At 42.6% G+C, this 22,722-nt stretch carries 20 protein-coding genes; 11 read left to right on the forward strand and 9 right to left on the reverse strand.

All coding sequences use genetic code 11. From position 1 onward, the window contains the following. Positions 1–14: 14 nt before the first annotated feature. Positions 15–2,600, reverse strand: coding sequence for a U32 family peptidase (locus F1737_RS07575; protein ID WP_317135981.1), 2,586 nt, complete (start codon positions 2,598–2,600; stop codon positions 15–17). A 174-nt stretch (positions 2,601–2,774) separates the two neighbouring features. Here F1737_RS07575 and F1737_RS07580 point away from each other — a divergent pair, with 174 nt between their 5' ends. Then, on the forward strand, positions 2,775–5,852 hold the full coding sequence (locus F1737_RS07580; RefSeq protein WP_317135982.1) for a HEAT repeat domain-containing protein: 3,078 nt from the start codon (positions 2,775–2,777) through the stop codon (positions 5,850–5,852). A 70-nt stretch (positions 5,853–5,922) separates the two neighbouring features. Here the strand turns inward: F1737_RS07580 and F1737_RS07585 are convergent, their stop codons facing one another. Continuing rightward, entirely contained in the window at positions 5,923–6,762 is an 840-nt protein-coding gene (locus tag F1737_RS07585) for a class I SAM-dependent methyltransferase (protein ID WP_317135983.1), read from the reverse strand. Continuing rightward, positions 6,759–7,607: a polymer-forming cytoskeletal protein gene (locus F1737_RS07590; RefSeq protein ID WP_317135984.1), complete on the reverse strand. Its 849-nt coding sequence runs from the start codon at positions 7,605–7,607 to the stop codon at positions 6,759–6,761. Before F1737_RS07590 ends, F1737_RS07585 begins: the two co-directional genes overlap by 4 nt. 247 nt (positions 7,608–7,854) lie before the next feature. Between F1737_RS07590 and F1737_RS07595 the strand changes: the two genes are divergently transcribed. Next, positions 7,855–8,994, forward strand: a complete 1,140-nt coding sequence (locus tag F1737_RS07595; protein WP_317135985.1) for an aldo/keto reductase — start codon at positions 7,855–7,857, stop codon at positions 8,992–8,994. Positions 8,995–9,081: 87 nt separating this feature from the next. Next, the gene (locus F1737_RS07600; protein ID WP_317135986.1) at positions 9,082–9,627 is read left to right on the forward strand and encodes an LEA type 2 family protein; all 546 of its coding nucleotides are present in this window, start codon (positions 9,082–9,084) and stop codon (positions 9,625–9,627) included. Positions 9,628–9,672: 45 nt separating this feature from the next. Here F1737_RS07600 and F1737_RS07605 read toward each other — a convergent pair whose 3' ends face one another. Genes F1737_RS07605 through tuf form a run of 3 tightly spaced genes read right to left on the reverse strand, consistent with a single transcriptional unit; the run spans position 9,673 to position 12,966 of the window. After that, the gene (locus F1737_RS07605; RefSeq protein WP_317135987.1) at positions 9,673–11,331 is read right to left on the reverse strand and encodes a flippase activity-associated protein Agl23; all 1,659 of its coding nucleotides are present in this window, start codon (positions 11,329–11,331) and stop codon (positions 9,673–9,675) included. A gap of 15 nt (positions 11,332–11,346) precedes the next feature. Continuing rightward, the gene (gene rpsJ / locus F1737_RS07610) at positions 11,347–11,655 is read right to left on the reverse strand and encodes a 30S ribosomal protein S10 (RefSeq protein WP_317135988.1); all 309 of its coding nucleotides are present in this window, start codon (positions 11,653–11,655) and stop codon (positions 11,347–11,349) included. Between the two features lie 33 nt (positions 11,656–11,688). Then, positions 11,689–12,966 carry a translation elongation factor EF-1 subunit alpha gene (gene tuf / locus F1737_RS07615; protein ID WP_317135989.1) on the reverse strand — a complete coding sequence of 426 codons (1,278 nt, stop codon included), beginning with the start codon at positions 12,964–12,966 and terminating at the stop codon, positions 11,689–11,691. A 188-nt stretch (positions 12,967–13,154) separates the two neighbouring features. Between tuf and F1737_RS07620 the strand changes: the two genes are divergently transcribed. Further along, a complete protein-coding gene (locus F1737_RS07620) occupies positions 13,155–13,457 on the forward strand; it encodes a hypothetical protein (protein ID WP_317135990.1) in 303 nt (100 codons plus the stop codon). Positions 13,458–13,580: 123 nt separating this feature from the next. Here the strand turns inward: F1737_RS07620 and F1737_RS07625 are convergent, their stop codons facing one another. Both F1737_RS07625 and cobS read right to left on the reverse strand, forming a co-directional pair. Continuing rightward, complete coding sequence (locus tag F1737_RS07625; RefSeq protein ID WP_317137882.1) at positions 13,581–14,438, reverse strand: 4Fe-4S binding protein; 858 nt, start codon at positions 14,436–14,438, stop codon at positions 13,581–13,583. 70 nt (positions 14,439–14,508) lie between these two features. Then, the gene (cobS, locus tag F1737_RS07630) at positions 14,509–15,234 is read right to left on the reverse strand and encodes an adenosylcobinamide-GDP ribazoletransferase (protein ID WP_317135991.1); all 726 of its coding nucleotides are present in this window, start codon (positions 15,232–15,234) and stop codon (positions 14,509–14,511) included. Between the two features lie 168 nt (positions 15,235–15,402). On the opposite strand from cobS, the gene cobT reads away from it, so the two are divergent. The 7 genes from cobT (at position 15,403) to F1737_RS07665 (ending at position 21,357) form a co-directional block, all read left to right on the forward strand. After that, the gene (gene cobT / locus F1737_RS07635) at positions 15,403–16,416 is read left to right on the forward strand and encodes a nicotinate mononucleotide-dependent phosphoribosyltransferase CobT (protein ID WP_317135992.1); all 1,014 of its coding nucleotides are present in this window, start codon (positions 15,403–15,405) and stop codon (positions 16,414–16,416) included. Positions 16,417–16,554: 138 nt separating this feature from the next. Then, complete coding sequence (locus tag F1737_RS07640) at positions 16,555–17,115, forward strand: GMP synthase subunit A (protein WP_317135993.1); 561 nt, start codon at positions 16,555–16,557, stop codon at positions 17,113–17,115. 7 nt (positions 17,116–17,122) lie between these two features. Next, positions 17,123–17,662 carry a YkgJ family cysteine cluster protein gene (locus F1737_RS07645; protein WP_317135994.1) on the forward strand — a complete coding sequence of 180 codons (540 nt, stop codon included), beginning with the start codon at positions 17,123–17,125 and terminating at the stop codon, positions 17,660–17,662. Continuing rightward, positions 17,655–18,857, forward strand: a complete 1,203-nt coding sequence (locus tag F1737_RS07650; RefSeq protein ID WP_317135995.1) for a TraB/GumN family protein — start codon at positions 17,655–17,657, stop codon at positions 18,855–18,857. Before F1737_RS07645 ends, F1737_RS07650 begins: the two co-directional genes overlap by 8 nt. A gap of 75 nt (positions 18,858–18,932) precedes the next feature. After that, positions 18,933–19,439: a nitroreductase family protein gene (locus tag F1737_RS07655; RefSeq protein WP_317135996.1), complete on the forward strand. Its 507-nt coding sequence runs from the start codon at positions 18,933–18,935 to the stop codon at positions 19,437–19,439. A gap of 77 nt (positions 19,440–19,516) precedes the next feature. After that, on the forward strand, positions 19,517–20,803 hold the full coding sequence (gene hxlA / locus F1737_RS07660; RefSeq protein WP_317135997.1) for a 3-hexulose-6-phosphate synthase: 1,287 nt from the start codon (positions 19,517–19,519) through the stop codon (positions 20,801–20,803). A 125-nt stretch (positions 20,804–20,928) separates the two neighbouring features. Beyond that, the gene (locus F1737_RS07665) at positions 20,929–21,357 is read left to right on the forward strand and encodes a dCTP deaminase (protein ID WP_317135998.1); all 429 of its coding nucleotides are present in this window, start codon (positions 20,929–20,931) and stop codon (positions 21,355–21,357) included. A 133-nt stretch (positions 21,358–21,490) separates the two neighbouring features. Here the strand turns inward: F1737_RS07665 and F1737_RS07670 are convergent, their stop codons facing one another. Next, positions 21,491–22,636, reverse strand: coding sequence for a hypothetical protein (locus tag F1737_RS07670; RefSeq protein WP_317135999.1), 1,146 nt, complete (start codon positions 22,634–22,636; stop codon positions 21,491–21,493). Between the last annotated feature and the right edge of the window lie 86 nt (positions 22,637–22,722).

A 22,722-nucleotide genomic window follows, 5' to 3' on the forward strand; every position in this document is an offset into this window, starting at 1 on the left:
TCTTTTTTATTTTTTCAGACGCCTTCCCTGAAATGTCCTGTTGTTATCCCGCCGGCAGATATTTTCTCCAGATCTTTTTTGAGTTCTTCGAGTGTTGCCCACAACCTTGGATCTTCATTTACAGAAATATCAACAGCCGTTTTGTATGCCCCCGATACTTTTTTGGCATATTCAAAGCCCTTTCTCCTGCCGTCAATTGAAATTACATCAATGCCCGTTTTTAAAATGTCAGGGATCAGATCAACAAGGCAGGTTTCAACTGAATTATAAATATGCGTCCGGCCGGATTTGTCAACATAAACCGGAAAATTTCTGCTCTTCTCATCCGTTATGGCAAAGGATTCACCCTTTGGTTTTTTGGGAAAGCCTGATAATGAAGTGGCTGTAAGATTGTTCTCCGTCACCATCAGCTCAACTGCGCCATGAACCATCAATTCAGTTTCTACCTGATTATCCGGAGATTTTTTGTCCAAAAGCGTTCTGATCTCATCAAAGGACAACTCCTGCGAGAGTGTAACCGATGAAAAAATATCATCCAGAATTTCAAAAGCAAGAGAATTAAAGATGTTAAGACCGGCGGCCCCGTACACCTTTAAGGACGGGCATGTTTTTTTGACAGCATATCCCGCTCCCGCACCTTCAGTCATAATTCCCGATATGCCTGCCGAAACTGCTTTTTCAATCATTGGTTTTGCATCCTCCAGAAAAGACTGAGGGGTTATATGTGGCCATTTCCAGATAAATTCGGCATCATATTGTTTGCACATTTCTGACAGCTCAGATAAGCGGCAGAGGAATTTTTCACGCACAGAGGGGTCTGAGAAATCCGCGTCCTCCTCATAACAGATTCGCGTGCATCCTCCCTCCAGTGCACCTTTCACAGATTCGGGAGTGTCACTGTAAAATGAAATTTCAGGTTTATAATTTGTCTTTGAAACCTCAGAGACGTTCATTTTGGCATTATTCAGCATTGCAAAAACAGAGTCGCTGCAATATTTTATCCTCTCTTCCAAAGGAATATAGGAATTTATCAGGCACTCTTGTGCTTTTGTATAAAACTCCCGTCTTAAATTATTCAGCAGTCCCTGTGGTGCAAAGAGGTTTTCGTCGTATTCTGCAGAAAAAGAACCGGCAGTGAACTGTGTACCACCTGTTTTCCCGAATATCTTTTCAAGATTGGCCTTTGTTACAGGTTTTTTTATTGCCTCTGACATTTCAAACCCGGCATGGATCATAAATGACAGACTTTTCCCGTGTATTTCTGTCCTGCCTTTTACCACAGGCACATTTCCTTCAAGGAAAAATTCGACATGGACAGGTATTTTTTTGTAAATTCCTCCATCAGCACTGCAAATGATTTCAGCAAGAGAAGAAAGTTCTTCCCTGCGTGTGATATTAACCAAATCTCCTGCGCTTAGCCGGGATGAGGTTTTGAAATACAGTATCCCGTCTCTTACGGAATAGGGCGGATGAAGAACAAAACCCTCCTCACGCGATGATTTCTTATTAAAGACCACCATCCCGTCTCCTGCAAGCGGTTTTACCCGACCCTCCAGCTTCATGGAAGCTCTTCCGGTCTTATTGTCGTAACTTAATATGCTGCCGGAATAAACGCCCCTGTTGTCAGGCCTGTCCTGTGCCATCAGAGAGGACCCAAAATCGCCTGTAAGATATCCGCCGGTAAAAAGCCGGTTGAACGCAAACAGCAGGGTATTGATATCATCCTCAGAGGCTGACCAGCTGCCGCTGCCTTCCAGTATCTTATCCATCGCCTTTCTGTAAACAGATACAACAAGTGCAACATATGCAGGCGATTTCATCCTCCCTTCTATTTTTAAGGAATCAACGGGGGCTGCTAAAATATCCTTTAAAAACGGGTACGTGCAGAGATCCCTTGGTGAGAGCAGATACTGCCCTTTTGTTTTTAATCTTTGATACCTGCCAATACGCCCGTAATTATCAGGAAAACCTGACAAAAGAGAATATTTTTTTCTGCATGGCTGGGCACACATCCCGCGGTTGCCGCTCCTGCCTCCAAGAAACGATGAGAGGAAGCACTGTCCGGAATAGGAATAACATAACGCACCATGAACAAAGACCTCTATCTCAGGCAGGCATTCGCTCTTTGGATCATGTATCTGATATATCTCATCAAGTGAAACCTCACGGGCAAGAACGACACGGGAAATACCCTTTTTGCATGACCATTCCAGACCTTCCCTGTTATGAACAGTCATCTGGGTTGAGGCGTGAAGTTCAAGATCGGGAATGCATTTTAAACCTGCACTCAATAATCCCAAATCCTGAACAAGAACAGCATCAACACCGATTGTATAAAAAAATAAAAGCTCTTTTAGGGCATCTTCCATCTCATTGTCATGGATGAGGGTATTATGGGTCACATATACCCTGACACCACGCGAATGACAGTAACGGACTGCCTCTTTTAGTTCGTCGTGATCAAAATTTTTAGCGAAACGTCTTGCACCAAATTTCCTGCCGCTGAGGTACACAGCATCAGCACCCGCAGAAATTGCGGCAAAGAGAGCTTCTTTGGATCCTGCCGGTGCGAGAAGTTCTGTTCTTTTTTTTATTGTCATCCACAAACCGCCCCGGTTTAATTATTCCAGAGTTGGAAAGATATTTATCAGGATCATTTCAAATGAAGATTAATAAAAAGCATGGTTCAGCCTGAAGATTCCAATCAAAAAATGTTTAGTCAGATATGACAAAAATTCCTAAAGCAGTACAGTTTAAGGGAGAATATTTTTTTCATGGCCCTTTTTGATCGAAAAGACAATAAAAATGACACAGACAATATCAGCTACCTCATATCAGCTTTAGGCTCAAAAGACTGGAAATTAAGGCAGGAAGCAGCGGTTGGTCTGGCACAGGCAGGAAAACCTGCACTAATTCCTCTCTTAAAATCACTGGACTCAGACAACGCGATGATACGATCCGGTGCCGCAGAAGTCCTTGGCGCTTATGGAGAAATTGCGCTGCCCACACTTTTGAAGCTTATTGTAACCGGCAAGGAAAATGTAAGGGACGGGGCCGCACGTGCTATAGGCCAAAACGGTGAAACTGCTCTAAAGCCGCTTGAAGAGGCACTCAAAAACAAAAACTACAAATCAAGAAGAGGTGCGGCACTTGCACTTGGCTATCTCGGATATCTAGGCCCAAATATTACAGGACTGCTCGTAGGGGCTCTTGAAGATCAAAATGATGAGGTCAGACTTCAGGCAGCAAAATCCCTCGAAAATATCAACTGGAAACCGGCAAACCGCCACCAGGCAGCATTATACTATTATGCAACAGATGACACGGATTCTCTTGCAAAATCCGGACGCGATGCCATCCATATCCTGAAATCAGGTATTTCAACCGGCAACACGGCAAGAAAAAGAAAGATCGCACAGGTTCTCTCAAAGATTAACGAAGAAGAGTCTCTCATTCTGCTTGTAAAACTCCTGGAAGACGAACAGCCCGAAGTCCGTCAGGCCGCAGCCGAGGCACTTGGAAATGCAGGTGACCGGAGAGTCTGGCAGTTTCTTGTAAAAGCGCTTGATGATCACATATCATATGTAAGAGTTGAAGCCGCATGGTCTCTTGACAGAACCGGATGGAAACCCTCAGACAATGATCAAAAGGCCAAATACCTGATGACAAAGGAAAGATGGGCGGAACTTGTTCAGATGCGTGAAGCCGCCCTTCCGGTCCTGATCAGTTCACTTAAAGATGATGATAACAGCATAAGGCTAAAATCAACAGAAGTCCTTCGTGCGATGGGGAATGTGGGATATGCAGCCATCAACGAGGCTCTCAAAAGCGATGATCCAAAACTGAAAAGAGCAGCTGCACATGCTGTTGCACATATTAAACAGAAAAATGCAGAGGCACATTCACAAAAACCAAAAGACAGACCAAAATCTCCCGAAGATGAAATTGAGGAGCAGATTAAACGGCAGAAAGCTTCAATGGCAAAGAGGGATTCAAAATCAGAAGAATTCTGGGCTGCCATTCTCCGAAAAAACAATGTAAACGAAGAGAGAGTTCTCCGTCTTTCAAAAGCACTTTCAGATGAAAACGAAATTATCAGATCTGCTGCAGTAGAAAACCTGAAAAGCCTTGGCAGTGCCGGAACTGAATGTATACTGCATCTCCTGGCGGATAAAAAGAACAATGTAAAAATTGCCGCCATCGAAGCCCTCGGCGACCTTAAAGTCAAAAAAGCTGCACCATACATTCTAAAACTCTCAGGAGACAAAAACGAAAATATCAGAATGGCATGTGCCCATTCACTCGGCCAGATAAAGGAACCAAAAACAATACCTGGTCTGATTAAGCTTTTCTCAGACAATCATACAGGAGTCAGGAAAGAAGCATCTCATTCGATATCAGAGATTGGAAGTATTACACTTCCGTTTGTCAAAAAAGCATTTGATGAAGCTGACATTACAGTCAGAATCACGGCAATTGATGCGGTTTCAGGAATAAGGGACCCGGTTTCAATATCTCTGACAGTAAGAATGCTAAACGACAGTGAGTATGATGTGCGCATATCCGCCATTAAAGCACTGACAAATTTCAGTGAATATCTGTTCAATCCTCTCATGGACGAAGCCCTGAGGGTAAGCATACGGGGCAACTTCATGGAGAAGACTGGTATGATCTCTGCCCTCTCTGAAATTGAAGATTTAAGGGCCAAAGAAGCAATAGCCGCCTTCGCATCAGATCAGGATAACAAAATTAAATCCCTGGCATTGTCCGCAATAAAAAGCACTCAGGAAACAGAGGATCCGGGGCTTCATAAAAAGCTGGTCATACAGAAACAGGAAATCAAAGAAGAAATCTCAGAGATTGACAGAATCATATCCGGCCTGAAGAGTGATGACAATACAGTTCAGATGAAAGCTGCAGAGCAGGTATTCATGATGGGCAATGAAATAATCGAACCTCTCATTGCATCCCTTGATGAAAATAATCCGTCTTTTCAGAATATTGTTGCCGAAATACTGATCGGTCTGGGCGATCCTGCAATAAAGGGGCTGATTAAAGCACTCAAAACAGGAAGTACAGCCGTAAAAATTATTGCCGCACAGAATCTGGGCAAAATTCCGGAAGATGAAACAATAAATGCGTTGTGTGATGTCTTGTATAGTGAAACGAATCCGGAGGTCAGAATTGTTGCCGCAGAATCCCTCGGATTTACGGGAGATAAAAGAGCAGTTGATGCTCTCATATTTGCATCAGCAGATGAAAATACGAAAGTCCGGGCTTCAGCAATCAGGTCTCTTGGATATTCAGGAGACAAAAAAGCCATCCCGACACTTATTAAGGCATTTGAAGAAGATGACACATACATTGCAAAAACGGCAACCGACTCCCTCAAAAATATCGGTTCTGATGCAACAGATGCACTTGTAAATGCAATAAAATCAGGAGACGGGGCATACAAACTTAAAATAGCACATGCGCTTGATGCAATGGCATGGGTCCCGGAAACCGAAGAGGCAATTACATACTACCTTATTGCAAAAAGAAACTGGAATGAAATCGAGAGAATAGGAACACCCGCAATTGCTCCTCTCTCGGAATTAACAGATGACAGTGACATCGACACAAGACTTGGTGCTGTGAACGCAATTGCAAAAATTGGTGGAACTGAAGCAATACCTCCCCTTTCAGCAGCGATATCAGACATATCTGTAATGGTCAGGAAAAAAGCGGAATGTGCCCTGATAGAAATTGGAGACCCGGCAGTCCCTTATCTTGAAGAAATTGTAGCATCAACAAATGATCCTACCAAAAGAACTTTTGCGATGAATCTTATCAGAAAAATAAAAAGCTGATTTTTCATGAAAATGGAAGTTCCATTTTCATAAGACAGCGTAAAAGATTAGTTGCTTTTCGCTTATTTTTTTAGAAACCTTCTGAGAGACAGACCCATGCATCATAGATCGGATCCCTGTCATTTGAAAAGATCTCTGCCTTCCTTCCTGAGTCCCTGCACCAGCCCTCTATTCTTTTGATCTCAGGTTCGGTTGCAGTTGAAATTAATACATTTTCACACAGTCCAAAGATTTCAGCTGAAATTCCTTCCCAGATATGACTGTTGAAAGCAGTGATGTCCCCAAGCATAAGCCCTATTCCAAAGTCGGCATCCGGACAGAATACAGAAGCACATGATGCATCAATGCACATTGAATAATCAGGCAGAAGACGACCGCTTTGTATACCGCGGGAGATTAAGCCGGCATCGTTGTCAAATGAGAGTGTCTCAAAACCCTTATCCCTGAGAACTGATGTTGCAACACCCGAACCGCAGCAGAAGTCAAGAGCGGTTTTCCCCTTCCCGTCCCAGCCGGTTTGATCAAGGAGGCTTTTTATCATCTCATATCTTCCGGGGCGGTTATCCTCAATAACAGACGGAAACTCGTTTAAAATGTCATTGCAGTAATATTCACGGAGGGCAAAAAGGCAGGTATTTCTGTTCTCCTGATAGATGTCACTGCCGAATTCTTCAAAAAATTCGAGAATTCCAAGAGAAAAAGGTCTGTACAAAAAGGAAGATACAAGCCATCCACCATCTTTTTCATGAACGGCTATTGCAACCGGGTTTTCCTCCTCATCTATTAAGAGTCTTGCATCATCTGCATCCAAAGACAGCGTCATGCCGGTATAGCCGGTTTCTGTATGATCATTAAGGGTTGGTTCAAGGCATTCTAAATTTTCAATCTCAAATATATCATTTATTTTCATTTTTTCCCTCTCTCTATCTTTAGTCCCCCCGGTGCACGAATAGTACCGTCAATTAAGGCCTCTTCGTCAATTACAATGGAACGGCACCTGATATCTCCGAGTATATGCGCATCTTTTTCGATAATTACATTTCCGGCGTTGGACGTAACAGCCCCGTGTATGACATTTCCGCCTGAGATCTTTATATCCCTGTTTGCAGATATACTGCCGAATATCGTATTGTTCTCTTCAATAATTACAGATTCAGCATGGATATTTCCATGCAGTCTGCACAACTTACCAATTTTCATACTTTGCGTTACTGAGAACTTCTCCATGTTAAGGGTTGAATTTGGAGGTATTATCAGGGGCATTGATGAATTATCATTATCTTCGGAGAATAATTTTTCAAAAAAAGCCACTATATCTTCTTCTTTTTCAAGACCCAGAAGAGTTATCAGATAAAGCATGATGTATGTTACAACAGGAAGAGGATTCCTGATTGATATCCATCCTTTTGCCTCAAATCCCTTATTTATCTGGACATTGTCCCCAAGATCAAGGTCGCCGAGAACCACCAGGCGCCCGTCTATCTTTACACCCTCTCCGATATATGCATCCCCGTTTGTGTACACATCTCCTGTTACCTCAGACCAGTTATCCAGTCTGATATCACTTTCTGCACGAATATTTCCCTTTATGCTGCAAAATTCACTGACAAGAACCTCATCACCAAAAAGACCGTAATCTATCTTACAACGGTCCCCGATGATGATGCTTTTATCAGTTTTCAGGGTATGTTCCTGCAGTTCGGTATTGTCAGGAATTGTACACTGCCATAGAAATTCTCCCTTAATATCATCCATAAACAAACCGCCTGAACTAACTCGTATATTTTCTATCTAAAGAATATCATTGTTTTTGTTCATATTTACAATTGTTAAAACGGATTTTTTTTAATCCGGACTGAACATGCAATATCACTGCCATCAAATAGTGTAAGGATAATACATTTCTCTGACACTTGATACTCCTGCATAAAAAATATAGAAAAACTTCAGACTCTGAAGATTTTTCTGCACGGGGTTATGTAAATACAGGTGAATTAACTGCATGCTTTACAGATTAAACCCTAAAACCGGGGATAAATTTTCCGCTTTAGGATTCGGCGCAATGCGTCTTCCGTTAAAAGAAGACGGAAACATTGATGAAAAAACAGCAACATCAATGCTTAGAGGAGCAATCGACTGCGGTCTCAATTATATCGATACCGGATATGACTACCATAATCAGGAGAGTGAAAGCTTTCTTGGACGCGCTTTACAGGACGGTTACAGACAAAAAGTTAATATCGCAACCAAACTTCCATCATGGCATGTTAATTCACGTGAAGATATGGATAATATCCTGAATGAACAGCTTAAAAAACTTCAGACCGACAGAATAGATTATTATCTTTTAATTGCTCTCTCAAAAAGCAGATGGGAGAAACTTCTGGATCTAGGGGTGCTTGAGTTTCTTGATCAGGCAAAAAAGGACGGAAGGATAAAGTATGCCGGTTTTTCTTTCCATGACGATTATGACTTTTTTGTAGATTTGATAAACTGTTATGACTGGGACATATGCCAGATACAGTACAACTACCTTGATGAAAATTTCCAGGCAGGTACAAGGGGTCTTGAATATGCAGCTGAAAAGGGAATAGGTGTTGCGGTAATGATGCCTCTTCGCGGCGGCCATCTTGCAAACAATATTCCAAAAGATATTCTTGACTTGTTTAAGGAAGCTGAAATAAAAAGATCACCTGCCGAGTGGGGATACAGATGGGTTTTAAATCACCCGGCAGTCACGGTTGTTTTAAGCGGTATGAGCAGTCAGGAGCAGGTCGATGAAAACATACGCATAGCAAAGACCAGTGAGCCGAATTCACTTACATACAAGGAACTTGAGCTTGTAGACAATATCGCCGGAAAAATCAGGGAAAGAATGAAAATTGGGTGCACAACCTGCGGCTACTGTATGCCCTGCCCGAATGGTGTGGACATTCCGTCCTGTTTTGTTCACTATAACAATTCATTCCTTTTCAATGATTATGATACAGCCGGCTTTTATTATCACTCAATGCTCGGAAATGAATCGGACGGTAAAGGTGATGCATCGCTTTGCATAAACTGCAATGCCTGCAGTGAAAAATGCCCCCAAAAAATTGATATTCCAAAAATGCTTTTGGAAGTTAAAAACCACTTTGACTAAAACATCTGTTTATACAGAAAATCCATCTTTTTTGCGATTTATAAATTCAAAGGCATTTTATATAGATTACTGTCAATATAAAGAATTGTGAAGGGTTTTTTCAATCGTTATCTTAATGCATCAAAAAAAACAATCGCTTTTGCTGCAATAATATTACTTACAGCAGCAGTTGTTTTATCCTCCCTTTACGTCCCGGCTATTTTTTTTAAGGCTCCGGATATCTCCCTTATATCAATTGAAATCTCAGGGATCTCGACTGATAAAACAGATCTTAACATGGAAATTCTTATTGATAATAAAAATCCCATTGGAGGAACAATAGACGATCTCTCCTTTGATATACTGATGAATGATAACGGCCGGATGAAGCATGTTGCACACGGAGAGAAAAACAGCATTTCGATTCAGGCAAAGGAGAACAAAGACGTCATGATACCTGTTGAAATATATCACAAAAGCCTGATCCCGCTTGCATTAAAAACGGTTCTTGACGAAAACATAGAAATTACAATCAGGGGACAGGCATATTACCGCTTCTTAATCTGGAAGATCCATGTTCCTTTTGAAAAGAAAATAACTTATGATCCTGATTTAAATTCGATTGCGGGATTTTTACGGAATATCACATTCTAAGATAAAAAAGGATTTGATTTTCATCCAAAAGATTTTAAAAAAGTTTTATTGGGATTTTACAAAAACATCCAGGTTGATGCTGCCGGTCTTTGCATCCCTCGTAAAGTAGTAACCAATAAGGCTCTTTATATCACTGAAAATCAATTGCCTGTATCCTGAGTCAAGCATATTCCCTTTCTGCCAGGGAGTCTTAATCAGATCATACACACTTATCCAGTAACTTTTCTTAAAGGAATACTTCTCAAAACCCGGTATTTTATCCACTTTTTCAACGTCATACAAAATAATGACATCATAATCCTCAGGACCCCTTGCGGCATCGTAACCTTCCGGATAATATGAAACCTTATCCGGATAATCGTTGATGTAATACCAGACAAAAGGCCATCTGACTTCATTTGATATGGCAACCCTGTCAGCCGAATCAATTATTTCCATAACGAAACGGAGGTCTTCTGAATTCTGAACCTGCACTATCGGCTCGCTTATGTCTGCCGGAGTAAAGGCAACATGTGCTGTCATCAATAAAAGGAATATAATTCCCGCTGCCGATAACCAGACCTTCCATTTTTCAAAATTATACACGGCAACAAAGATCATCGGAACGAGCTGATGCAGTATCAGCCAGGGCACTTTTTCACCCAGATATGCATAGACCAGCAAAGAGAGTATCATCCAATAGATGCAGAATCGGGTGAATTCCCGGTTTTTATCAAAGGTTGTGAGAGAAGAAGCTGTTTCAGCGCTTTTCCCTGTATTCATTCCAGTGTCAGAATATTCAGATTTGGCAGTCTCACAGGCTACTGAGATTCCCTGTTTTTTGCATCTGATAAAGTCATATACTCCTGCAATTCCCAGAAGAAGTACAGGAAGTTCATATAGCAGGAATAAGATGATATAGAAATACGCCGGACCTCCAAGCCTCTGCTGGTTGTGCATCGCCGTCCAGTGTGAAATTGCATTTACCGGCCCTTCAATTAATATTTCCGGGTGGGCTCCAAACGAAGAATAGAACAGAGCCAGTATCCCTCCCATCAAAAAGACGGAGAGAACAAAGTCACGAATCCAGGTTTTAGGCAGCGTGAATCTGCCGGTGTATATGAGATATAACAGGTATGATCCGAATATCAAAAATACAATCGGCATATTCTCCTTTGCAGCCAGACCAAGACCCGCAGCGACACCTGCAAGCAGGGCATATTTCAGTTCTTTTCTCTCAATATAGTAAAGGAGAGCCACAAGCAAAAGCAGAGTGAAGAATACCACAAATATATCATTTCTCAAAAATCTTGAGAAATAGATCAAATCCGGAGATATTGCAAGAAAGAGTGCTGCGAATACTGTCTGCCTTTTGTTAAGATATCCAAGCCTGTATACAGGATATACCAGACCAACAAGCAGACTCCCAAACAATGCCGGCAGAATCCGGCCTGTAAAATCAGATGCCCCGAATATTCCAAAAATTCCGGCTGTCACATAATACAAAAAAGGCCCGTGATATACAGGATCGTAAACATATTCGCCCTTTGTTAAAAGATTCCACGCAAACCATGAATGAATAGACTCATCATGATGCAGCAGTTTTAAATCAAGAAACAAAAATCTGAATAAAATTCCGATAATAAATATTAAAATCAGAGTTCTCTCAACAGTAAAGAACCTGCCATAATCTCTAAATTGAGAGAAAAAATTTGCGGCTGTCAATTGCCGCCTCCCTTATTAGTTCTCAAGAACAATCTCAATGCCGATGTCCTTTGGGACGTGAATGCGCATCAGCTGTCTGAGTGCACGCTCATCTGCATCAAGATCAATCAGTCTCTTGTGGACACGCATCTGCCAGCGATCCCATGTTGCAGTACCCTCTCCATCGGGGCTCTTGCGAATAGGAACCACCATCCTTTTTGTCGGAAGGGGTACAGGACCTGAAAGGTTTACACCTGTTCTCTCTGCTATTTCCCTGATGCGGTCACAGACCATCTCGACTTTTTCAAAATCTGTTCCTGAAAGACGAATCCTGGCTTTTTGCATGTTTATCACCAAATAAATATTGTATAGATGAGATTATCTCATCTCTTTCTGCTGAATACTGATACACATTCCAGCTGCAATTGTTGATCCCATATCACGAATTGCAAATCTTCCAAGCTGTGGGATGTCCTTGAAGTTCTCAATTACCATAGGCTGAACCGGGCGGAACTTAACAATTGCGGCATCTCCTGCTTTGAGGAATGTTGGATTCTCTTCTTTGACCTGACCTGTACGTGGGTCAAGCTTCTTGACGAGCTCAACGAATGTGCATGCTACCTGTGATGTGTGGCAGTGGAATACAGGGGTGTATCCGACTGTGATTGCACTTGGGTGCTGAAGAACAACAATCTGTGCTGTGAATTCTTCTGCTACTGATGGTGGTGCATCTGCAGGACCACAAACATCACCGCGGCGGATATCGTTCTTTCCGACACCACGGACGTTGAAACCTACGTTGTCTCCAGGTAGTGCCTCAGGAATTTCTTCGTGGTGCATCTCAATTGACTTAATTTCTCCATCCTTGTTTGCAGGCATGAATGAAACTTTCATTCCCTTCTTCATGACACCTGTTTCAACACGTCCTACAGGTACTGTTCCAATACCTGAAATTGTGTAAACATCCTGAATTGGGAGGCGGAACGGAAGTGCTGTTGGAAGTTCCGGTGAAACAAGATCGTTGAGAGCCTCAAGAACTGTTGGACCGTTGTACCACTTTGTGTTCTCGGATTTGGCTGCAATATTGTCGCCGTTGAAAGCTGACATTGGGATGAAAGGAACCTGTGCAGGGTTGAATCCTACCATCTTGATAAGATCGGAGAGCTGTGCCTTTACTTCCTCATAGCGCTTCTCATCGTATTTGACTGCATCCATCTTGTTGATACCAATGATAAGCTGGTTGATACCAAGTGTCTTTGAAAGGAAAACGTGCTCCTTTGTCTGCTCCATTGCGCCGTCAGGTGCTGCAACAACTAAAAGTGCTGCATCTGCCTGTGATGCTCCGGTGATCATGTTTTTGACAAAGTCACGGTGGCCTGGGCAGTCTACTACTGTAAAGTAGTACTTGTCTGTGTCGAACCTCTTGTGAGCGATATCAATTGTGATACCACGCTCGCGCTCCTCTTTGAGGTTGTCCATTACCCATGCAAACTCAAAGGAACCCTTTCCTTTTGATTCTGCTTCTTTTCTAAAGTTCTCGATAACGTGCGCAGGTACTGCACCGGTCTCAAACAGTAAACGACCCACTGTTGTGGACTTTCCGTGGTCGATGTGCCCAACCACGGCCAGATTCATATGTGGCTTCTCAGCTGCCATATTCAAAACCTCATTTTATAAAAGGACAAAATAATTCGTCCGATCGCATAGATACGAGTATCTTATATATGGAAATACGCCATATAAAAGATTTCGTTGTGAATGATTCACAATGAAATTTTCAAAACCCGTTTCAATGCCATCTAAATGGACAAACTATTATTCTATTGGATATACATCATCTTTAAATGAAATCTCTCGACCTGAATTTTAGCGAAGATAAATCAAAAGTTACTGTAACGTGCGCAGGAAAAGAAGTATCAGTTTACAGCCACTGCGCATACTGCAAAAACTGTGAAGGCGTTTTGGTAGGTAAAAGAACGATAAAAACACCCCAAAAAGAAAAACTGGGCGGTGTAAAAAAAGGACTGACACCTGAAGATGAACTTTTGAACGCGGCTATGATGTTCAACACATTAATTCGCGACGGCACTGCAATCATATGCAACGATGATCAGGACAGCGGATTTAAGTCAATGTACAGCTATTAAGACGCACAACATAAATCATACAAATTCTTTTTTCTTCAAAAAAGATTATTTAAGATTTTTAAATCTTATTTTGCCGATAATCATGGACATTTACAGATTCAGCAGATCCCGTTTGCCCCGCGTTTACACCTCAAGTGATTCCAGAATATCGCCTTTGAATTTTTCAAAGTTTATGTCATCAAGCTGATCTGAGAGAAGTCTTCCTGACCACGCACGCCTGTAAACCCAGTAGACAAGTTTGTCAATAACCTCTATCACCTCATCCTCGGTCTCAACTTCAACCAGTTCACGCCCGAGCTTTGGGTGTCTTCCCCTTCTTCCCCCGACAGTGATTAGATATCCTCTGTTGCTGACCTGTATCAGTTTGAACGGGCATGACTCGATACATACACCACACTGCATGCATAGTTCATCATTTACAATAGCCTCACCGTTTACAACCGCAATTGCCATCTCCTTGCAGTATTCGGAACACTGGCCGCACCCCGTGCAAAGTCCCGGTGTCCTTATCGGCTTTACTCTTCCAACTATACCTATTTCATTTAGTATGGGACTTGTGCAGGCATAAGGACAGCCTGAAATTGAAATTCTTACCTTGACAGGCATCTCTTTTCCAAAAAGTTTCTCGTCAATACGGAAGGCAAGATTTATTGAATCGATATTGGCAAATTTGCACCTGTCATTTCCCGGGCATGCCACAATATTCACAATTTCATCTCTTTCAGAACCAATAGGAGTCCCGTTTGCCTCAAGGGCCTCTCCAATTTTATCTATATCGGTAAAGTGGATGTGAGGGATTTCTATTGTCTGACGGGTTGTCAGATGTACCCTGTCCTGACCAAATTGTTCAGCGATGTCAGCAATGCCACGCATTTTTTCAATCGACAGTATCCCGGCGGGCATACGCGTTCTGATGGTACAATTATCCCCATCCTTTTGCGTAATGACTCCGCCTTTGGTATGTAAACCATAATCAGGCATTTCCATGAAAGATCATAGGGGTAGTTTACTCTATTAATATTAACTTAAATTAGTTCAAAAAACAGAAAAATCAGGAAAGGATTGCAAGAGCAATTATTACAAACATCCTCACAATTTCATTTGATGCGCCGGCAACATCCCCGTTGACTCCTCCAAAAAGCCTGTTTGAAAGCACATACAATAAAATCACAGGAATAGCCATACCGATAAAGATGCCTCCGAATTCAAAGGCATTCAGGGGCAGGAGGAGAAGAGGGAGGCAGAGCATAAATGCGACAGGCGTAAACCACCACTTTGTAAAAGAGTGGGTGTACGAATGCATACCTTCCCTGAAAGGTTTCCCGTTTACCACAAAGACAACCTGTGAGAATTTTGCCATTACCTCAGCCGCCAGTATCGCAAAAGGTATGGACGCAACCGATAATAGTCCGGAATAAGTCAGGAGAAGAACAAGAATACCTGTTGCAACACCTCCTGCACCAATCTGCTGATCAGTAAGGGCCTTTATTCGTTTTTCACGGCTTCCATGTGCCATCAGACCGTCGCCCAGATCAAGGAGACCGTCAAAGTGATTGAAACCGTAAATTACCATCACAACAGCAAGAGCCACCGCCGCCGACAGCTGAAGATCTGCAAAAAGAACTGAGGCAAGAGCTGCAAGCCCTCCCACCAGATAGCCTGTAAGAGGCATCAGATAAAAGCGGCGTGCATATTCGTCATAGTCGGCAGGTTGTCCAAGCGGAAGTATGGTGCAAAACTGAAACATTGCACGGACAGAGGTTAGAAATCCTTTCATGTGATAATCATATTTTGTTACTGCCTCAAAGTAAATATATCCCAAAAAAAGCCATTTTTGTCTTTAAAATTCAACTTAATTATTTTTTAGAAGAGATCAATTAATTATGATTTAATGAAATATTAATGAATTAACTTTTATCAGGTAAAATGCAGAAAGATAAGGTACATGAGTTTTCTATCAGTTGTACCTGACATTTCGTTTAAAAAGCCCATGGCGGCGATGGTCATAGGCAATTCAATGTTATCAACAGTCCCGGGAGTATCTGCGGCAGGGGCAAATCCAAAAGCAACCCTTATGACCCCGAATCTTGATGCAGAACTGATAGTAAACGGTCTGAAAAAAGGAATGGATATCCCCTTAAGCCCGCGTGGATGTGCAACACCTGCAACCATAACCCGTGCACTGCTTGAACTCTGCAACATTGAACCCTTAATTGTCAACGCAGGTCTTGTAAATACTCCCAAAATTCCGTGCATCGATGTCTACGGGAGACCCGGCGGTGATCCCAGAAAAGAAGATGCAGTACCGGATGCACATGAACTGTATCAAAAGGGGATTACAATAGGAAAACAGTGGAACAGTTACAGCGATCTGTTAATGCTTGGAGAAAGTGTTCCCGGAGGAACAACCACAGCACTTTGTGTCCTCAGGGGTCTTGGATATGATGTTGGCGTTTCCAGCAGTTTCATTAAGAACAATTCATCAGTGAAGAAAGTTATCTGCAGGGATGTTCTCGCCAGGATTAAAAACGACAATATCAAAGACCCTCTCGATATAGTCAGGTACGCAGGAGATCCTATGATGCCCGTCGTTGCCGGAATCACAAAGGGCTTTAAAGGAGAGATTATCCTTTCAGGTGGATCGCAGATGCTTGCAGTCTGTGCAGTCCTGAAAGCAATGAATAAAAAAATGCCGCCCCTTGTCACAACAGAATATGTGCGCGCAGACACAGTTGCAGATATTGAGGGTGCCGTAAAAGAGGTTGGCGCTGTTGCGTGGTATACAGACCCTGACTTCGAAAATATCGGAAGGGAATCCCTGAGGCGCTATTGTGACGGCGAAGTAAAGGAAGGTGCGCTCTTAAGCGGGGCACTCTGGCTGTCTTATATGATGAATTATAGCAAAGAAGAGATCTGGAAGGCAATTCTTGAATACCTGGATCGTTTTGGATGCAAATAAAACAATAAATAATCTTATTTTGCCCATAAATGCCAAAACAGATGCCCATTTGAGATCTGTTATACCGGCACCAACAATTCTTCGGGCCCGTGCCTCTTATGAAAACTCTATACCCTTATAATTCCTTACTACTATGAAATGCGTCCCATATATCTTGTAAATAACTTTGGGCAGTTTAACCATCTAATCAAGAGAATGCTAAGAGATCTTGAGATAGATGCGGAAATGATTAAAAACGACACCCCGCCTGAGACAGTAGCTGAGGAATGCAGGGGAATTATCCTGGGCGGAGGACCTGACATCTCGCGTGCAAACTTTGCAATGGAGTATGTAGACCTTGGTCTCCCGGTACTTGGAATCTGTCTCGGCCACCACATAATTGCATCCAGAAGAGGCGGCACAGTAACAAAAGGTGCAATGGGCGGCTTTGGCGGTGTTGAAGTTGAAATCCTTGACCACTGCAATATACTCGAAGGCTTCCCGGACAAAATTTCAGTATGGGCATCACATGCAGATGAAGTCAGGAAAATGCCTGAAGGCTTTACACTTCTTGCAAAATCCGACATCTGCGGTGTTGAGGCGATGGCAAAGCCTGATGAACACCTCTACGGCCTTCAGTGGCACCCTGAAGTAAGTCACACTGAAAACGGACATATAGTTTTTGAAAACTTTGACAGAATTACAAAAGAGCTGCTCTGATAATCACATGCAGGACAGAGAAAAAACGGGACAGGAGATCAAAAAAACGGGTTTTCAGTGCAGAATGTGCGGCGAATGCTGCTCAAATGTTTCTGAAGACTCAAATCTTGTTCTTTTAAGCGCTCCTGAAATCAGGGAAATAATCGAAGCAACCCAACTTTCATGGAACGATATTGCTGAACCATATCCTGAAACTTTCAGTGAGAATGATTCAACATTTACATTCGCATGGTGCCTTCGCAGGAACGAAAAAAACTGCATATTTTTAGGTCCGGGTAACAGGTGTAAAATATACAAACACCGCCCGCTCATCTGCAGGACTTATCCTTTCATGATAACAGAGGACGGGCTGACAGCCTTTGAGTGTCCGGGTCTTGGAGAAGAGATAACAAAAGAAGAGGCCCTTATGTTATCAGACGAACTTATCTGCCGGAAAGAGAAAGAAGATATGGAATTTAATAAAATTAGTAATATCTATGAAAATACAAAAATGCCCCGCAATAGTTTTTGTGTGATAGATAGCGAGGGGGTTAAAAAAATTGGGTGAAATACGTCTGGTAGGCACGGCACATGTGTCACAGAACAGCGTTGATGAAGTCAGAAGGGCAATAGAGGAATTTGAACCTGATGTGGTTGCAATAGAACTTGATCAGGGAAGATATGCGGCACTCAAAAAAGAAGGGCCCAAAGCAACCGTTGACGATATACTAAAGGGCGGCAATTTTTCAGAAATTCTTGTGCAGTGGATGCTTGCATACATCCAGAAAAAGATAGGAATGGATGTGGGTGTCGAGCCAGGCGCAGAGATGATGGCGGCAATGGAAGAGGCCGAGGGAAGGAATATACCAATAGCACTTGCCGACCGTGACATCCGCCTGACACTCTCAAGATTCTGGAAAGGGATGAGCCTTTGGGAAAAGATGAAACTCATAGGTGCACTTGCCGGAACCGTTGCCGGAAGAGGCGGAGATGAGGAGATTGATGTCGAGGCTCTGACAAAAGATAAGGATTTGATTGAGGCTGCAATCGAAGAGTTTCATAATTTCTCACCAAGAGGGGCAAAAGCACTCATTGATGAGAGAGATGCATACCTTTCACATTCGCTCCTGAGACTCGCACAGCATAATGAAAAAGTGCTTGGAGTAGTCGGTGCGGGACATGTAAAAGGAATCACCGGTTACTTTAATGACCCTTCAAAACTCCCGCCCTTTGCATCACTAGTGGAACAGCCAAAAACTCTCCCCTGGAAATACATCTTTGGCGGACTTTTCATTGCAATGTTCGCCTTTTTGATGATCCTGATAGGATTTTCAGGAGTAGGCATTGATGTTCTCATCTGGGCGATAGTATACTGGGTTTTAATAAACGGAATACTTGCAGGCGGATTCACACTTATTGCAGGCGGCCACCCGCTCTCCGCAGTTACCGCCTTTGGTGTGTCATGGATGACCTCCTTAAATCCGCTGCTTGCGGCAGGATGGTTTGCGGCAATTACCGAAGCAAAGGTCAGAAAACCAAAGACTTCCGATCTTCAGAAGATTGTAGAGGCTGAGAATTTCACGGAGATGAGAAAAGTTCCTCTCTTCAGGGTTGTACTTGTGGCAGCGCTTGCAAATGTTGGAAGTACTATCGGAACATTTGCATATTTTATATTCATATTCCCGATACTCGGAATCGATCCGACTGTTGTTCTGGCAGACGGATTTAACAATCTGATGGCATTTTTAGGATCACTCATATAAGATCCCAAAAATTTTTCTTCTTTTTAACCTTCAAAATAGCAAAAATTTTTGTCTTATCCATCTATATTATGCCCTATGAATCTTGGACTTACTATCCTTAAGGGCAGAAGAAGCATCAGGAAATATAAAGAAGAGGAGATTTCTGAAGAAATCATCCAGAATGCACTTGATGCTGCAAGACTGGGGCCAACTGCAAGAAACCAGCAGCCGTGGGTCATCGGCGTTGTAAAAGATAAGGAAACACTTTTGCAATTATCAGAGATTGCAACGTATGGAAAATTCATAAAAGATGCAAACGCCTGTTTTGCAGTATTTGCCGAACGTGATCACAAGTTCTTCGTAGAAGACGGAAGTGCCGCAACCATGCAGATTATTCTTGCACTCTGGGCATACGGTGTCGGATCATGCTGGATTGCCGGGGACAAAATGGATTATGCAGAGGAGGCAAGAGTCCTTCTTAATGTGCCTGAGAAGTACACTCTCATATCACTTATTCCTGCAGGATACCCTGCCGAGGTCACAATCCCGTCAAAGAAAGAACTCAAAGAGATATCTTTCAGAGAAAAATTTGAAGCAGAATAATTCAGATTTTAATCTCCCTTTTTTTAATACATTTAGATAAACTTAATTTTCTATTGGAAAGAATCTGAAAGGTAATTATGTCAGGACCAATCCTTCAGGCAGCACTCGACCTGATTGAACTTTCAAGGGCCGTTCAAATCGGAAGAGAGGCGATACAGGGCGGGGCAGACTGGATTGAAGCGGGAACACCGCTTATTAAAAGTGAAGGCATGAATGCTGTCAGGAGACTAAAGGAAGAATTTCCAGACACCATAATTGTGGCAGACATGAAAATTGCCGACACCGGAACACTTGAAGTCGAAATGGCCGCAAAGGCAGGTGCGGATGTTGTATGCGTCCTTGCAGGTGCAGATGATTCGGTCATATCAGAGGCAGTACGGGCCGGACACCTGTATGGTGTTAAAATAATGGCCGATCTGATTAATGTCAAAGAGCCGCTTAAAAGGGCACAGGAAGTCGAAGCTCTCGGGGTAGACATAATAGCAGCCCATGTCGGCATTGACCAGCAGATGAAAGGAAAGAACTCGCTTGATCTTTTGTCTGAGATAGCAGGAAAGGTAAACATCCCCATAGGTGCGGCAGGAGGGCTTAATGCACAGACCGCCGGAGAGGCTGTGCTGGCAGGTGCGGATATTCTGCTTGTTGGAAGCAGCATTACAAAAGCTGCCGATGTTGCCGCTGCCGCAAGGAATGTCAGGAATTCAATAGACAAACCAGGGATTAAAAAATCCGGAAAAGCCGACATAAACGATGAAATCAGGGCACTATTTCTGGAGGTCTCTGCACCAAACATTACCGATGCGATGCACAGGAAAGGAGCGATGTCAGGCCTCATCTCAATCTGCGGCGATGTGAAGATGGTCGGCCGGGCAGTAACGGTTGAAACTGTTGCAGGGGACTGGGCAAAACCGGTTGAGGCAATTGATGTTGCACAAAGAGGGGACGTCATTGTTATCAACAACGGACGTGCCACACACGTTGCACCCTGGGGAGAGCTTGCAACACACAGCTGTCTTAACAAGGGAATCTCCGGTATCGTGATTGACGGTTCTGTCAGGGACGTTGACGACATTAAAAAACTGGGTCTTCCGGTATTTGCAACCGCAACCTCGCCGAATGCAGGTGAACCAAAGGGCTTTGGAGAAATAGGAACCGAGATTAAATGCTGTGGAGAGTCAGTCCGGCCCGGAGACTGGATAATCGGCGATGAATCGGGCGTTGTAGTTGTTCCAAAAGAAAGGGCTTATGAGATAGCAAAGCGTGCACTGGAAGTGAAAAAACACGAAAACAGAGTACGTGAGGAGATTAAAAGAGGCTCAACATTATCAGTTGTAATGGAACTTGTTAAGTGGGAGAAAAAATAATTTCTGTATATATTTCATTATTTTTTCAGATTTTATTCACACCATATCCCCTGGTGGAATTATGTATAAAATTTTTAATTCAATACTTTTTTTTAAAAGACAAAACAATTTTTTAAACAGTTTATATGATCCTCTCAAAAGAAGAAATGGAAAAACGGATTGAATCGGGCAGTCTTATATTAAATCCCTACAGTAACGACTCACAGCAGCCTGCATCCTATGATCTCCGCTCAGGCGAGGATTATATCCTCAGAAAAGGAGAAACAACACTTGTTCATTCTATGGAGCGGGTCGAACTCCCGGTTGATGTTTCTGCAACGCTTATGTGCAGATCCTCTTTTGGAAGAAGGGGTGTTTTGATCGGAGGCGGTTATGTGGATCCCGGTTTTCGCGGAAATCTTACGCTCTGTCTTGTCAATATGGGAGCAGAAGATATTGAACTAAAAAAAGGCGAACGATGCGTTCAGATCATAATGCACGAAGTGACAGGAGGAAAGACACTCTATAACGGAAGATACCAGGACAGCGAAGGAGCAGTCGGGGCAAGAAACTAAATTTTAGGAATTTTTAAGTGGAAATCACTTTGTGATTTCTCCACAAACGAGTGCCTGAAAAATTATTTTCATGCACTTTTTTAAAAAATTATATTTTTTTGAATTTTTCAGATGTCAGGATATTATTTCTCATTTACTTGTCATCAAGGAAAACACCGGCATATCCCCTTGCAACCCTTGCACCAAGAGTAGGCTTTAAGTCTTCGAGCCATATATAAAAACCTGTCATCTGCGGAGTCCTTTTACTCTCTACTTTAAGTTCACCGGACTTCTTTTTTACAACCTTGAGGTATTCGCTCTTTTTCCGGGACCTCATGTATATGACAGGCTCATACTGGGGAATGTCAATTGCAAGAACAACCTTTGAAAAGTTTTTGACAACATCCTCATATCCGTATTTTTTTGTCCTCATCGTGAAGGTTCTCTTATCCATTAACGCTTTTACACCTGAAGGATACAAAACACCCAGGAGTATTTTTTTAGAAACGGGAGGAATCTCATCTCCCTTTTTCATCTCCGAAAGACCCTTTTCAGCCATCATGAGACCCACAACCCGGTCACGCTTCATGTCATGAAGATGCTTGTATTCAAAAGGTCTTTTAGCCGGAACTTTCTCAAGATCAATTAATTTCGGGTGATTGATAGGCTTTCTTGGCACACCCCTTATCGAAGCAGGCGTTAAAAGAGTCTTTATCTCCTCGCAGGTTTTTGTAACAATAAGGGTGCTTTCCGTCTCTTTCATCAGGCGCTTCATAATCGAGGAACGGGATATGTCAACTGACGAGAAAAGTACGAAAGGAACCAGAACCTGACCATACAGATACCCGAGAAGCTTCTTTTTGTATCTTACCTCATCCTCCATGTCTTTTAAGTCTGATGCTGATGTTACAATCTCGGCAAAACACACCCTGTCCTTATTGTCAACAAAAAGAATATCAAATTCCGCAATATCCTGACCGTTTCCACGGACGTTAATATCACCTCTGTTGGAATAGAAAAGACCGTTCTGACCAAGTTTAATCTCGGGAGGCGGGAAAGGTGCATCCGCCCCTTTCCGGACAATATATTTTATCTGATCTGATTTTTCCGAAACCTCAATTAACATCTCGTATATGAGGGACTCATACCATCTCCCCTCTGCCGCTCTCATATACGACAGGTCATCTGAAAAAAGCTGTTTCTTTTCAATCTTTTTAAGATGCCTTATAGCCCTTCTGGCAACCGGCTTCTTTGGTCTGCCTTTTGGAAAATTGGCATCAAGCCATTTTAACATACTCATCTGTTATTCAAACCTGCATTTCCTCTAAAACGCTAATCTCATTCATTATTTGATTGTAGAGCTTTAAAGTATTTTATTTAAACAAT

It is taken from the genome of Methanoplanus sp. FWC-SCC4 (assembly GCF_032878975.1).
In the GTDB taxonomy this organism is placed as follows: Archaea; Halobacteriota; Methanomicrobia; order Methanomicrobiales; family Methanomicrobiaceae; genus Methanochimaera; species Methanochimaera problematica.